The organism is [Clostridium] fimetarium, from assembly GCF_900111235.1.
Classification (GTDB): Bacteria; Bacillota; Clostridia; order Lachnospirales; family Lachnospiraceae; genus Clostridium_N; species Clostridium_N fimetarium.
On the sequence record NZ_FOJI01000005.1, the window covers coordinates 16,364 to 30,166 of the forward strand.

The following is a 13,803-nucleotide window of genomic DNA, read 5'->3' on the forward strand; positions in this document are numbered from 1 at the left end:
TAGTTATAAAAAAGAAAACAAGTATCAATCAGGAGAAACGACATGGAAGTTTTTAAGGAATATTTAATGAGTATTGCGAATTCACAACATCGGGATCGAATGGAGGATGTTTTGGGCTGGATAATAAAGGAATTCCCCAATTTAGTCCCCAAAATCGCATGGAATCAGCCTATGTTTACCGACCACGACACATTTATTATAGGTTTTAGCACTGCCAAACTTCATATGGCTGTTGCACCTGAAAAGGTGGGGATTAATCGCTTTTCTGATGAAATTGTGCAAGCAGGCTATGATTATACCAAGGAGCTGATTCGTATCCGTTGGGATATTCTCGTTGATTATTCATTGCTAAAAAAAATGATTGAGTTTAATATTTTGGATAAGGCAGAATGTTCGACTTTTTGGAGAAAATAAACAATCTTAATTTGGAGGGGAAAATCTTGAATAAGGTTAATAAGAAAATCGGGTTAGGTTCACTTTCATTATTACTATGTATTATAGGAATGTTATTTGCTTGTTCTTTTGGGGATATGGAAGCATTCGGAGATGTTATCATAAGGTTTATAGGGCTAAAGGCATGGTCTAACGGAGATAGAGGAATTCACTATACTATATATTATACTCTTATATTTTTTATACCATCTGCTATTTTAGGATTCAAATTCAAAAATGATACAGGTGCAAAGTCAGGTAAAACAATATCTTCAATCATGCTAATAATTATATTTATAGTTGTGATTTTTTCAACAGTAGCAGCAACGGGTAGTTCGCAAATCTCATATATAGTTCATTAATTACAAATTTATGATACTTTAATAGTTAGAGAAAAGAATGATTATGGGGGATAAGTTCTTATGAAAAGAGAATTGAAATGTTTGAGATGTGATCAACAAATGGAGTATATGAAAAGTGAAAAGATACAACTTGGACAAACTGGATATTTCTGGGGTAATTTATCAAATTTGACTGCAGGTGCATTGGAAGTTGATATATATATTTGTAATACTTGTGGAAAGATCGAATTCTTTCAAGCAGAAGAGCAAGAAGATATAGACCATATTGCTCAGAGGGTATGCCCGCGTTGTGGAAAGCTTCATGATATGGATTACCCCAAATGTCCATTTTGCAAATATAACTTCTTAGTTGATGAGCAATTATGATTTTTAAAACAAAATACATATGATTGAGGAGAACAAAAATATGTATATTGTAAAAGGTTTGATAGGCAATCGAGGATAATCTTATTTGGATAATTGATATATACAATGATAATGGAACCCTTAAACGATATTTTGGAGTGAAAAATAATGTTGAAAGTATGATTTAATATGGTATATTTCTATTAGTTCCGAAATAACAGAATTAATTGGTAGTAACAGTTTAGACCGGATGATTTGAATATTTTGTATAAGCTACCATATATTGTACGAAAACGACCACATAGAAGAAAACAGTAGAAATCATAGCTCACATTGCTTATTATGTAAAAGTAGAGAGGAGGTATCTGGGAAACAGATTGGAGTATTGCCAAGCAAGCAGGAATTTACTTTATGATTACTTCAATTGTGATGATGCCTATTGCATATTTTACAAACTGGATAAAAAATTCATTTATAGGGTTTTTAACTTATTTTGGGATTTTTATTGCTATTTTTATTTTGTAACGGATGGGAATACCACTGTTCATATTATTATGAACGCTGATAACCATCATTTTTTTAGTTTTAATGAAAAGGATATGATGCAAAATCAGATAAGTATTTGATGGACGAAACAGGTTTCTTAAAAAGGGAAATTATTATTTAGATGACGGAGGCTGATAGAATGGAGTTCAATATACTGATGGATAAGTATATTAAAAAAAAGGTTATTAAAAAATAAGACGTTATTTTCATAGTAAAAATCATGTACAAGTTATATTAAGGGTCGAGGAGAAATATGCGTAATTTAATACGTTTAAGGGATTATACAAAAAATGATGTACAAGAAATATTTCATATAGCAGAGGAATTACAAGCTGGAAAATATAAGGACTTTTTAAAGGGAAAGACAATTGTTATGTTTTTCCCTGAATCAAGTATTAGAACAAGAGTTACCTTTGAGAAAGGAATATATCTTTTAGGCGGTCAAACAATCTTGTTTTCACCTGCAACATTAGATAAAAAGGAAAAAGTGGAAGATGTCATTGGATATTTGAATAATTGGGCAGATGGTTTAATCGTAAGGCATAAAAACATTTCTGTACTAGATGAAATGTCAATTTATGCTGATTTTCCAATTATTAATGCAATGACAGATATCAATCATCCTTGTGAAATGTTGTCTGACCTATATGCCTTATCCAAAATCAGACCTGATTTTACAAAAGACAGATTCCTTTTTGCAGGTGCAAGTGGAAATATTGGTTTGGCTTGGAAAGAAGCATCCGAATTGATGGGATTTTCGTTGACTCAGAGCTGTCCGATTGCATATAAAATGCAAGATGTAGATTATATTGGTAATTTAAAAGAAGCAATAGTTGGAAAGGATATCGTTTGCACTGATTCATTCAGTTCTGACAAAGTAAAGGATTTTAGTGAATATCAGATTACATTAAAACTGATGAAATCTGCAAATAGCAATGCAATTTTAAATCCATGCCCTCCTTTTTATCGTGGGGAAGAAGTGTCGGCAGATGCAATTGATAGTGCGTATTATGTTGGATATTCTTTTAAAAAGCATTTGCTAGAAATTCAACAGGCAATCATAATATTTAGCTTAATAAACTAGATATTTAGCATAATAAATTAAATATTTAGCATTTGTGAATGAAATCAAGCAAATCCAATTGGAGGAGAAAGCAGTATATGAATAATTTTGAGGAGCTTGAGAAAGAAAATTACGAATTAGTTCGAAAGTATGCTGATTTAAGTTTAGGCGAAAAGGAATATTATTATGCCATGATAGAAGGAAAGCAGCGTGGAAGAATCTTTGTTGATAATACGCAAAGTATTGCTGCAGTTTTATTCTGGCATTATTGCGGATTTGGATTCGTTGCTGGAAATCCCAATGAAATATTCATGGAAAATGTAAAGAGAATGGTACGAAAAGAACACGAATATTTCCTTCAAGATACAAAAATGAATCAGAAAAAGTTTGTTTTGCAGCAAGATAATGATGCAATAGGAAAATATTTAGATCATTATTCAATAGAAAAATATTTGGATAATGATATAATAAAAATATATTTGGATAATGATTCTAGTATAAAACGTTCGGAACGATTGTATTTTGTAATGGGAGAAATCAGACCGGATGTATTAGACTTGAATAAAGATTATGAAATAAAGGTGTTAAATAAAAACATATTGTCAAGATTAACAGGTCATATAATACCCTCTTTTTCATGGGCCTCAAGCGAAGACTTTTTAAAATACGGGAAAGGATATTGCATACTACATGGCAAGGATATTGCTTCGTGTGCTTTTTCCGCTTCTGTTGGTGGAGGAAGAATTGATATAGGGATAGAGACGAATCAAAGATACCAAGATCGTGGTTTAGCGGAAATAGTGGCTAATAAAATGATAGATTATGCGTATGAAATTGGTGCACAGCCTGTATGGGGATGTGCCATAGAGAATGTGGCCTCTAGAAAAACAGCTGAAGGTATTGGATTTGTGTTAGCAGGAAAACATGCTAAATATGTTAAATCATAAAAGGGAGATATAATGTTAAGTCCAAAAGAAGCAGAAAGAGAGCTATCAATCGGTGCACAACTAAATCCAGGACCGTGGATAAAACATAGTATGTCTGTCGGTTTGAATGCTAAATTGATTGCAGATAAAATTGATATGTTAGATAGCAATCAGGCTTATGCTATGGGATTGCTACATGATATAGGTCGTAGAGAAGGCATAAAATCAATTATGCATACGATTGACGGATATGATTATTTGATGAGTTTAAATCAATATGAAATTGCTAGAATATGCTTAACACATTCATATCCAATACAAGATGTAAATACGTTTTTTGGAAAGTTTGATTGTACAGAAAAACAAAAGATTTTCTTGTCATGTTTCATTAGGGATACGCTATATGATGATTATGATCGATTAATACAATTGTGTGATGCAATATCATTACCTAATGGGGCTTGTATTATGGAAAAAAGACTAATTGATGTCGCATTAAGACATGGTTTGCCAGAGTTCACTATTGATAAATGGAAAGCATTTTTAGAACTAAAAGAGTATTTTGATAGATTATGTAATTGCAATATATACACACTGTTGCCAAATGTAATAGAAAATTCTTATGAGAGTTTGCTATAAATTTTCATGGAATTGGTAATATGGGTATGTATTATCCATAAAAAACAATAAAAATATAAAAACTATTGTATGTTTTGCATTAAATGCTATAATTAATTTCGACACGTGTTGTTAATTAGCTGGCGTGATTAAAAAAATTAAGAGCAGAGTAGAATTTTGTGCGTTAAGTGCCAGGTGAACAGGGAGTTGTCATTTGGACGAAAAGTAATCTTGCGGTACAGAGTTCGCATCCCGCTGCTACATATAAAGGATGCTTTTTTTTGATACCCTCTTATGTAGTGCTTGGACTGCAAAGGAGGTATTTTATGAAGAAGTTTGGAAGAATGTTTATGGACTCGTTCAATGAGTTCAAAGAAGTAAGGAATGTAGTGATGTGTGGATTATTTGCCGCGATAGCTATAGTACTTGGTTATTATACTGTTATGTTAGGACCATATGTTAAACTTGGTTTTTCAGGTATTCCTAACCAAGTTGTTGCAGCCATGTTTGGACCAGTAATTGCTGGGATATTTGGTGGAGCACTTGATATTTTAAAATTTTTTACGAGCAATCAATCGGGCCCATTTTTCCCTGGGTTCACATTTAATGCCATTCTGGGTGGTGTGATTTATGGTAGTTTCTTTTACAAAAAGAAACTTACAATATTGCGCGTTTTAGCCACACACTTAGTGGTAGTGGTAGTGATTAATCTTGGTTTTACAACATATTGGCTAACAGTTATGTATGGAAAAAGTTTTTTCGTTATTTTACCATTACGTGCACTGACAAACTTAATTATGTGGCCTATTGATAGTCTTATTTTATTCACAATTATGAAAGCAATGAATTCTGCAGTTAAGCCATACTTAGTGAGAACAATAACAAAAATCAAATCATAACATCCGTAAGTAAAATTACTTAAACAAAATGTAACTGTTCAGTAGTGACTACTGAATAGTTACAACAAAACAATAAATATAAAACCCCGCATTTACTCATTTTAATATAAATTTTATAGACTTAAGTAACCGAAAGTTTTTAGAAACCATTTATTTAGTGAGATGAAATGTGGGTTTTTTGTTATTTATAAATATCAGATAGGTTTAATCTTAACGATATTTATCTTTACACCATATAATTACAATATTTCATAAACCATTGAAAATGCTGTCATTATATGGTATATTGCACTTTAAGATTCATATAACATGTAATTAATATAATATATTATACACGAGTTACTTTGAGGTGCAAAATGTTACCGTATATACTGTTCGCATTTATTTGCGCAAAGATAAAAGGATACAAAATAAAGCCAATCTTTAAGGCATATACACTATACCCCTACGCCATTGCCGAGCTTATATATTTGCTTTTGCAACTAAGTATATTTATGCATAGTTATAGCCTCGTGCAATATTCAAAAATTATTAGTAGCGTGTATTTGTATACTCTTATCATTCCCATAATGTTTTATAAATTATATAAACCAGGAATTTGTGGTTCGGTTTTAATCATGATAGGAACACTTTTAAACAAATTTGTAATAAGTCAAAATGGTGGTAAAATGCCTGTGTATGCTTCATTATCAAAGATTACAGGCTATTACAATAAATCGGCAATTCAAGCAGTTGATAGTATTCATATAATTGGAAATGAATCAACTAAGTTTAAATTTTTGACGGATTATATTGATATAGGATCTAGTATATTAAGTGTTGGTGATTTGTTTATTCATTCTTTTATCTTTATAGTAATTTATTATACAATAAAGGAAATTAATAAAAGTCTTTAAAAATACATAAAAGCAAAGGATAAATAAAAATGGAACTACTAAAAATTATAATTTTTGAATTCTTATTAGGATATTGTTTACAAGGTTTTACTTTCGTTCTTGGTGTTTTCGCTTTTAATCGACGAAAAATTGTTTTGAAAACCTATGTTTTAACAAGTCTACTTGTAATTATAATTTCTTACCTTGTAAGATTGTTACCAATCAGCTTTGGCGTACATACGATAATAAATATATTATTTTTGATCTTGTTCTGTATTATTATATTAAGAATGCCTGCTTATACCACAATTTGGTCTGCGGTTCTAATTATAGTACTTTGTCTTATTTCTGAAATGGCTGTTATAGCTGTTATGATACTAAGTTTAGGGAAAGAAAAATTCGATAGTATGATGGTTGTGCCATTAGACAAGGCAATAATAGGTTTTGCTGCTACTGCTTTATTTGCGCTACTTATTGCCCTGATATATTTTGTTTTAAATAATTCACAAAAGAAAAATGGTGAGAATATTGGAAACATTAGCTTATAATATAGCGGAGAAAATTGCCGTAGAAATGAATTATGATGAGGATAAAAAAGCAGTAATTGCTTATGGATTAACAGCAATATTTCAAATGGCAACCATATTTGCTGTGATTTCAATCATAGGCATACTATTTGATTTTTGGTATGAGAGTATTATTATATTTCTAGGAGTAGGAATTATTAGAAAATCTACTGGCGGAGCACACTCCCAAACAATGGAGGGGTGTATTATAATCAGTGTTTTATCAATCACGATATTGTCTACATTGGCGAGATACTTTTTTGATTTTCCTCTCAGTAAATTCGTTGATTTTGGTATTTCAATATTTGTTTATATAATTTGCTTTATCGTTTTCTATATTCGTGTTCCAGTTGACTCTCCAAACAAACCAATTGTTAAGCTTGAAAAAATTAGAAAGCTAAGAAGACAAAGCTTTTTAATATTAACAATATTTTTTTTGTTATCAATTATATTTATAATTTTAACAACTTGGTATAATCGATTTTACAGTATTGCAATAAGCATAAGACTAGCAATGCTCTGGCAGCTATTTACACTAACAAGGAGTGGAGCTCAATTCATTGGCAAAGTCGATTCCAAATTCAAGGTATTTATTGACAAGAAGTAAACTGATTTTATTGTCATAACATTTGATACAGCCTTAATGTTTTTAATGTTTGTTTAAATTGTGTATAGTGACTTTAATTCTATATATTTTATTGGAAGGAGATTAATCAAATGAAAAAAAGAAAATTATTTACAGTAGTTACTGCAATTGCGACTGTTTTTGCTACTACAATTGCTACTTCTGCATGTTTATGGTATCTTTATCAGCCCAAAGAACCAAAATGTTTGGAGAATAAATGATTTAAAGTCGAAAGACTTGTGGAACTAATCCACAAGTCTTTCTTTAAAAAAAATGATATTTTCATATATGTAAAGAAGGTGAAGTAATGGAAAAAAGCATCCCGAATTTAAATAGTACTAAAAAAGAGCAAATTAGAACAATGTTTTTCACTTTAAAGACTCTTGCTCTTTTCTTTTCCATGATTCCAGTATTTCAAAATATTTCTAAAAAGTTTAATATAAATTTTGATTATAACGGTTATAGTGTATATACAATGGAAATAACATTAATGTTTATTTGCATAGTAATGTTCATTTTGATGTTTATATTTAATAGAAATGAAAATAATAGATTTTTGCAAATATTGGAAATGTCAATATTTGTTGTCGTTTTTATTACAGCAATATACATTAGCGGAGCAAATGAAAGTTATTATAAGTTTATTTTCTTATTTATTATCATTTCTTATACAATTGAATACGGTATGAAAACTGGACTTGCTATTTCCTCTATATCCACAGGAGTAATTGCTACAATGGATCTTGTATTGGGGGATAATAGTGGTGTAAATAAGTATTTTGAAGATGATCTTGCACTGTTTGTTATGTTTTTTCTAGTTACATGGACCCTTGGATTTTATGTGAAACTTGAACAATCACATATACAGGATTTAACTGAATACGCAAATATTGATGGCTTAACGGGCGCATATAATCATAGATATTTTTACGAACTTATAGGTGATGTGTTTGAAGATAGTATGAAAAACAACAATCAGCTTTCTTTATTGATGATTGATATTGATTATTTCAAAAAATATAATGATATGTATGGGCATGCGAAGGGTGATGATCTATTAAAGGCGATATCATCATTATTGCATAATAATATTAGAACAAGTGATTCTCTTTTTCGATACGGAGGAGATGAATTTTGCATTATTTTACCAGGTACAAACAAGGAAGATGCGAGTCTCATTGCCAATAAACTAAGAGAAGAAGCTTATAATTACAATAGTTTTGGACAAGAGTATTTACCAGATGGTAAATTAACTATTTCAATTGGTGTTTCCACTCTTAATACGAAATCTGAAAATTGTAATAATTTCATTGAAAATGCAGATATGGCTTTATACAGAGCAAAGTTTTTACGTAGGAACAAAGTTGAGGTCTATTCGTCAGTTTTTGACCAAGTTGTTGAAACAGACAATATGAATCCGGATTTGTTAGAAAATATGAAGTCTTTAAAAGCTCTTATTTCAGTAATAAACTCTAGGGACACATATACTTTCAAGCATGTAGATAGAGTATTTCATTATTGTAATATTATGGCAGATTATCTTGAACTTTCCATTGAAGATAAAAGATTATTGCTATTTGGTGCCTATCTTCATGATCTAGGGAAAATCAATGTTTCTAAGGAAACCTTAATTGCAGATAATAACCTGACAAAAGAACAATGGGAAGAATTAAAAAAACATCCACAAGATGGTGCAGATATCGTAAAACAGATTGAAGGATTTGAGAATGTTGTTCCTATTGTGTTACAGCATCATGAAAAATATGACGGTACTGGATATCCCAATGGTTTAAGTGGTGAAAATATATGTTATTTAGCTCGTATTTTGACTGTTGTAGACAGCTATGATGCAATGACAAATCAGAGAACATATCAAAAAACAAAAACCTTTGAGGAGGCATTTGAAGAAATAGAAAGATGTAAGGGGACACATTTTGATCCAATTATTGCAGAGAAGTTTATTGAATGCATTAAATCAATTTAATTGAAAAGGGGATTCTATGATTCTATTTGTCGGAATCTACAACAGTATGGTGCGACACAAATAATTATCTTGTATTAAAATTACATTTGTAATAAAATGAATTTAGTGCAAAATATTGGGGAATATATTGTGATTTGTTTTTATTAGGGGATTTTATAATTAAGATAGTTTGATAGAATACAGTTTTCCCCAAAAGGAAATCTGTTTTTTTTTATGCCATTTTATAATTGCAAAGCTGAGTGATTTATTCTGGAAATCACTTCGACATTACAGGATTTATCTAAATCAAATTACGCGATGGCTCAGATAGGCCATTAATAATTAGTTGATGACAACATAACTATGAAGGAGGATGTTCCATGGACAAAACCGCTTTGAAAGCAAAAGCTAAAGAGAAGAAACATTAGGCTGTATTTTTTTGCACCGCCACTGGGAAGAAATTCCTTAAAGTGAATATTTTCAAGAAGGTAAAATGATGTAACAAATAATGTAATTGCAATAGAAAAATTTAAATTTGTTAGTGAGACTTATATCGCTAATGTTTTTACAGCGAAGTAGAAGTTTGGATTAATGGAGGTAATAATATATGAGACTTACTTTAGAAAAACCCAATGCATGTCGATTTGCATTAATATGTCCTGTTTTCGCTCCACTTGTAATAGCTTTTTTTACATATATCATTTTTCCTTATACAGAAATAATTGTTATTGGTGTAGGTGTGAATTTAATTTTTGCAATTTTTTAGCTATTAGATATTTCGATTTATCTGTCTAGAATAAGTACTATCACATATTGTGCTAAAAAAAATTTTGAAGTCAAAAGTGGCGAAAAAGTCTATAAACAAGATTTTTATGAAAAGCAATATCATATGACCTTATTAGAATACATACGTAGTGAAAAGAATATGAATAAGGATTATACACGTGGTTTGCGTGAATTATACAAAGAAATGGAGGATGATTCATTCCAAATTGAGAAGGATGCTATTTACTACAAAAGCGGTAGTAAACTCCTTGAAATCATATATGAAGAAGACGAATCCCAATCTTCTTTGCTACATTTAGATAGAGAAACTGCTACATGGTCTTATAATTTGCACAATATTATTGATAATAATATTGTAGTTACAAAAGCTGAAAGTAAGGAACTCTTCAACAAATTGGAAATATATCTTAAGGACAATAATTATAACTTTGATTATCGTGTAATGTGAATTAAAAACATTTTAATTAATACTGAAAGCCCTTATTATAAGTTCTGAAATATCTATGGTGGAAAAGAAGTTCCTATTCTTGCTTTCTTTTCACATAGATATTAACTATAATTCCATTAAGAATAAATCGTTCTATACTAATGAATTCAAATAATTATTTACATGCACATATTGAAGCATATATAAGTTATTAGAAGATACAAAGAATGATTTTTTGCTATATCACAAAGGGATGATAAAAATTTTCACTGAAGAAATTACGGATAAATATATTGAGATATTATGCAGAGGGGGATGAAAAATGAAAACAAAGCTTTCTGGAAAGTTCTGGTTTACGCTTGTTATTTTCAGCTTGATAGGACAGGTGGCCTGGGTTGTAGAGAACATGTACTTCAATGTATTCGTCTATAAGATGTTTCATGCAAGTGCGGGACAGATTTCACTTATGGTGGCAGCCAGTGCCGTATCAGCTACGGTTACAACACTAATAATTGGAGCCTTGTCTGATAAGATTGGAAAAAGAAAGATTTTTATCTGCACAGGGTATATTGCATGGGGAATCTCTATTCTGAGTTTTGCATTTATTAGAGTTGATGTTATACATTTTCTGCTTCCAGGAGTAGTAGCTACTGCCACTGTGGGAATAACGCTGGTCATTATCTTGGATTGCGTCATGACTTTTTTTGGATCCAGTGCCAACGATGCCTGTTATAATGCCTGGCTTACGGATAAAACTGACGAAACCAACAGAGGTTCTGTAGAAGGAATCAATGCCATGATGCCGTTAGTAGCGATACTTGTGGTTTTTGGTGGATTTATGTTTTTTGATCTAGATAATCAGAAAAGCTGGATTACTATATATTTTATTATAGGAATAGCGGTAATCGCTATTGGTATTCTTGGATTTTTTCTGATTGAAGAGAAAAAAATAGTAACCAGCAGCAATCAGAATTATTTCCAGAATATTTTATATGGATTTCGTCCGGCAATTATTAAAAAAAATCCTATTCTTTATTTTACACTGGGAGCGTTTGCTATTTTTGGAATATCCATACAGACTTATATGCCATATCTGATTTTATATTATGAAAAAGCGTTAGGGATGAGCAACTATGTTTTAATCATGGCGCCTGCAATTACGCTTGCTGCAATTATAACAGCATTCTATGGGAAATTATATGACAGAAAAGGATTTAAGAAATCCATTATTCCCGCTATTATTATTCTGATGACAGGATATGTTTTTTTGTATCTTTTTAAAGATACGGGGTTGGTATTTCTTGGTTCACTTTTGATGATGACAGGATATCTGACAGGCATGGCTGTATTTGGTGCCATGATACGTGACTATACTCCTAGAGATAAAACTGGACTTTTTCAGGGACTCAGAATCATAGGACAGGTATTTATTCCCGGTATTATAGGGCCAGCGATTGGGGCTGCCATACTGGCTGATGCAGCAACCTGCGTGAATGGAGATGGAACAACATCCTTTATACCAAATGAAAAGATTTTTATGGCAGCATTCATTGCAGCTTTTTTTATATGGATATTGCTTATATGGGTGTTTAGACTAGTGGATCAAGAACATGTGGACCTGATGACAGAGGACGGGGAACATATAACATCTAGGCCTTGGCAGGAATATCCAAGACCCCAGCTAAAAAGGGATTCTTATATTAACCTGAATGGAAAATGGAAATATGCAGCAACATACAAAGGGCATGCTCCATCTGTATGGAACCAGGAAATTCTGTTGCCTTTTCCACCGCAGTCCATCCTTTCGGGAATAAAAAAATTCCCTAACAGATATAAATATCTCTATTATCAGAGAGAATTTATACTCCCTGAAAATTTTGTTAAGGATAGGGTTATTCTGAATTTTGGCGCATCGGATCAGATTACAACTGTATACATTAATCATAAAGAAATACTGACCCACATTGGAGGGTATCTCCCATTTCAGGCAGACATAACGGATTACATACAGAAAACCAATACCATTACAGTTAAAGTTAAAGATACGCTAAATCATTCATTGCCCTATGGAAAACAAAAAAGCAAGAGGGGTGGTATGTGGTACACCACCGCTTCTGGAATTTGGCAGAGTGTATGGCTTGAAAGTGTCAGTCGGGATTATATAAAGAACCTTAAAATAACGCCTACTTTAACAGATGTCACTATCGAGATTAGCAGTGATATGGTTAGTAAAGCTGAGAGTAAAGCTGAGAGTAAAGCTGATAGCAAGGCTGGTAGCACTGCTTCAAGTAGAACAATAAAAATCAAAACGGAATATGGAGTGATCGAAAAAATATTTGAAGGAAATAAAATCGTCATTCCTATTGAAAATCCTAAAGTCTGGTCACCCCAGCAGCCTTATCTTTATGAATTTGAAATAAAAACAGAAGGTGACAGGGTAACTTCCTATTTTGCCCTAAGAACGCTGTCAGTACAAACGGTAGAAAACATTCCAAGACTGTGCCTGAATGGCAAACCTTATTTTTTTCACGGAATTTTGGACCAGGGCTATTATAGTGATGGGATTTATCTTCCTGCCAGTCCGGCAGGATATGAGAAAGACATTCAGACTATGAAGGAACTTGGATTTAATACATTACGCAAGCATATAAAAGTAGAACCTGCCATCTATTACTATCTGTGTGATAAATTAGGCATGGTGGTATTTCAGGATATGATTAACAATGGCCTTTATTCCTTTATCAGGGATACAGCCTTTCCGACCATAGGGCTTACAAATATTACAGATTGGGGCTTTTTGAGAACTAAAAAAGTCAAATCTAATTTTAAAGCTTTTGCAAAAGAAACTATAGAATATCTTTATAATTTTCCATCTATTTGCTACTGGACAATTTTTAATGAAGGCTGGGGACAGTTTCAAAGTGATGATATGTATGACATGATAAAAGAACTGGATTCTACCAGATTTATTGACAGTACTTCGGGCTGGTTCTGGCAGAAGAAAAGCGATGTGGACAGCTATCATATTTATTTTAAATCTATTCGTGTTAAAAAAAGCAAAAGGCCCATTGTGCTATCGGAGTTTGGGGGATATTGCCTGAAAGCCGAAGAACATTCTTTTAATCTTAGAAGAACCTATGGATATCGCTTTTATAAAGAAGGAAAAGAGTTACAGGAGGCATTAAACGGAGTATATTTTGGTGAAATAGCGGAGGAAATCCAAAACGGTCTCTGTGGTTCTATTTATACTCAGGTGAGCGATGTGGAAGATGAAACGAATGGTCTTTTTACTTATGACAGAAAAATTTTAAAAGTCGATGCAGAAGAAATGAAAAAAATTGCAAAAGGACTAAAAATATAGTGTCCTGAT

General features: G+C 31.8%; 16 protein-coding genes and 1 riboswitch. All 16 genes read left to right on the forward strand.

Annotated features, from left to right (window positions below):
* Positions 1-42: 42 nt before the first annotated feature.
* The 16 genes from BMY18_RS07530 to BMY18_RS07600 all read left to right on the forward strand — a co-directional run bounded on the left by BMY18_RS07530 (position 43) and on the right by BMY18_RS07600 (position 13,794).
* Positions 43-414 carry an iron chaperone gene (locus BMY18_RS07530; protein WP_092452269.1) on the forward strand — a complete coding sequence of 124 codons (372 nt, stop codon included), beginning with the start codon at positions 43-45 and terminating at the stop codon, positions 412-414.
* Positions 415-440: 26 nt separating this feature from the next.
* A complete protein-coding gene (locus tag BMY18_RS07535) occupies positions 441-794 on the forward strand; it encodes a hypothetical protein (RefSeq protein ID WP_092452272.1) in 354 nt (117 codons plus the stop codon).
* A 60-nt stretch (positions 795-854) separates the two neighbouring features.
* Positions 855-1,160, forward strand: a complete 306-nt coding sequence (locus tag BMY18_RS07540; RefSeq protein WP_092452276.1) for a hypothetical protein — start codon at positions 855-857, stop codon at positions 1,158-1,160.
* A 342-nt stretch (positions 1,161-1,502) separates the two neighbouring features.
* Entirely contained in the window at positions 1,503-1,664 is a 162-nt protein-coding gene (locus tag BMY18_RS07545) for a DUF3021 family protein (protein ID WP_092452280.1), read from the forward strand.
* Positions 1,665-1,938: 274 nt separating this feature from the next.
* Complete coding sequence (locus BMY18_RS07550; protein WP_092452283.1) at positions 1,939-2,769, forward strand: ornithine carbamoyltransferase; 831 nt, start codon at positions 1,939-1,941, stop codon at positions 2,767-2,769.
* A gap of 77 nt (positions 2,770-2,846) precedes the next feature.
* Positions 2,847-3,695 carry a GNAT family N-acetyltransferase gene (locus BMY18_RS07555; RefSeq protein WP_170841337.1) on the forward strand — a complete coding sequence of 283 codons (849 nt, stop codon included), beginning with the start codon at positions 2,847-2,849 and terminating at the stop codon, positions 3,693-3,695.
* Between the two features lie 12 nt (positions 3,696-3,707).
* On the forward strand, positions 3,708-4,313 hold the full coding sequence (locus BMY18_RS07560; RefSeq protein ID WP_092452289.1) for an HD domain-containing protein: 606 nt from the start codon (positions 3,708-3,710) through the stop codon (positions 4,311-4,313).
* Between the two features lie 142 nt (positions 4,314-4,455).
* Positions 4,456-4,552, forward strand: a riboswitch (THF riboswitch).
* A gap of 66 nt (positions 4,553-4,618) precedes the next feature.
* The gene (locus BMY18_RS07565) at positions 4,619-5,191 is read left to right on the forward strand and encodes a folate family ECF transporter S component (RefSeq protein ID WP_092452292.1); all 573 of its coding nucleotides are present in this window, start codon (positions 4,619-4,621) and stop codon (positions 5,189-5,191) included.
* Positions 5,192-5,547: 356 nt separating this feature from the next.
* Complete coding sequence (locus BMY18_RS07570; protein WP_092452295.1) at positions 5,548-6,087, forward strand: DUF5317 family protein; 540 nt, start codon at positions 5,548-5,550, stop codon at positions 6,085-6,087.
* 29 nt (positions 6,088-6,116) lie between these two features.
* A complete protein-coding gene (locus BMY18_RS07575; RefSeq protein WP_092452298.1) occupies positions 6,117-6,614 on the forward strand; it encodes a hypothetical protein in 498 nt (165 codons plus the stop codon).
* Positions 6,595-7,239 (forward strand): accessory gene regulator ArgB-like protein, encoded by a 645-nt coding sequence (locus tag BMY18_RS07580; RefSeq protein WP_170841338.1) that lies wholly within the window; start codon positions 6,595-6,597, stop codon positions 7,237-7,239. The genes BMY18_RS07575 and BMY18_RS07580 overlap by 20 nt, the downstream gene beginning before the upstream one ends.
* Positions 7,240-7,349: 110 nt before the next feature.
* Positions 7,350-7,478 carry a cyclic lactone autoinducer peptide gene (locus tag BMY18_RS07585; RefSeq protein WP_092452305.1) on the forward strand — a complete coding sequence of 43 codons (129 nt, stop codon included), beginning with the start codon at positions 7,350-7,352 and terminating at the stop codon, positions 7,476-7,478.
* 86 nt (positions 7,479-7,564) lie between these two features.
* Entirely contained in the window at positions 7,565-9,241 is a 1,677-nt protein-coding gene (locus BMY18_RS07590; protein WP_092452308.1) for a bifunctional diguanylate cyclase/phosphohydrolase, read from the forward strand.
* A 586-nt stretch (positions 9,242-9,827) separates the two neighbouring features.
* Positions 9,828-9,986, forward strand: coding sequence for a hypothetical protein (locus BMY18_RS21005; RefSeq protein WP_170841339.1), 159 nt, complete (start codon positions 9,828-9,830; stop codon positions 9,984-9,986).
* Positions 9,987-10,145: 159 nt separating this feature from the next.
* Positions 10,146-10,454 carry a hypothetical protein gene (locus BMY18_RS07595; protein ID WP_139197238.1) on the forward strand — a complete coding sequence of 103 codons (309 nt, stop codon included), beginning with the start codon at positions 10,146-10,148 and terminating at the stop codon, positions 10,452-10,454.
* Positions 10,455-10,755: 301 nt separating this feature from the next.
* The gene (locus BMY18_RS07600; protein WP_092452315.1) at positions 10,756-13,794 is read left to right on the forward strand and encodes an MFS transporter; all 3,039 of its coding nucleotides are present in this window, start codon (positions 10,756-10,758) and stop codon (positions 13,792-13,794) included.
* The last annotated feature ends 9 nt before the right edge of the window (positions 13,795-13,803 follow it).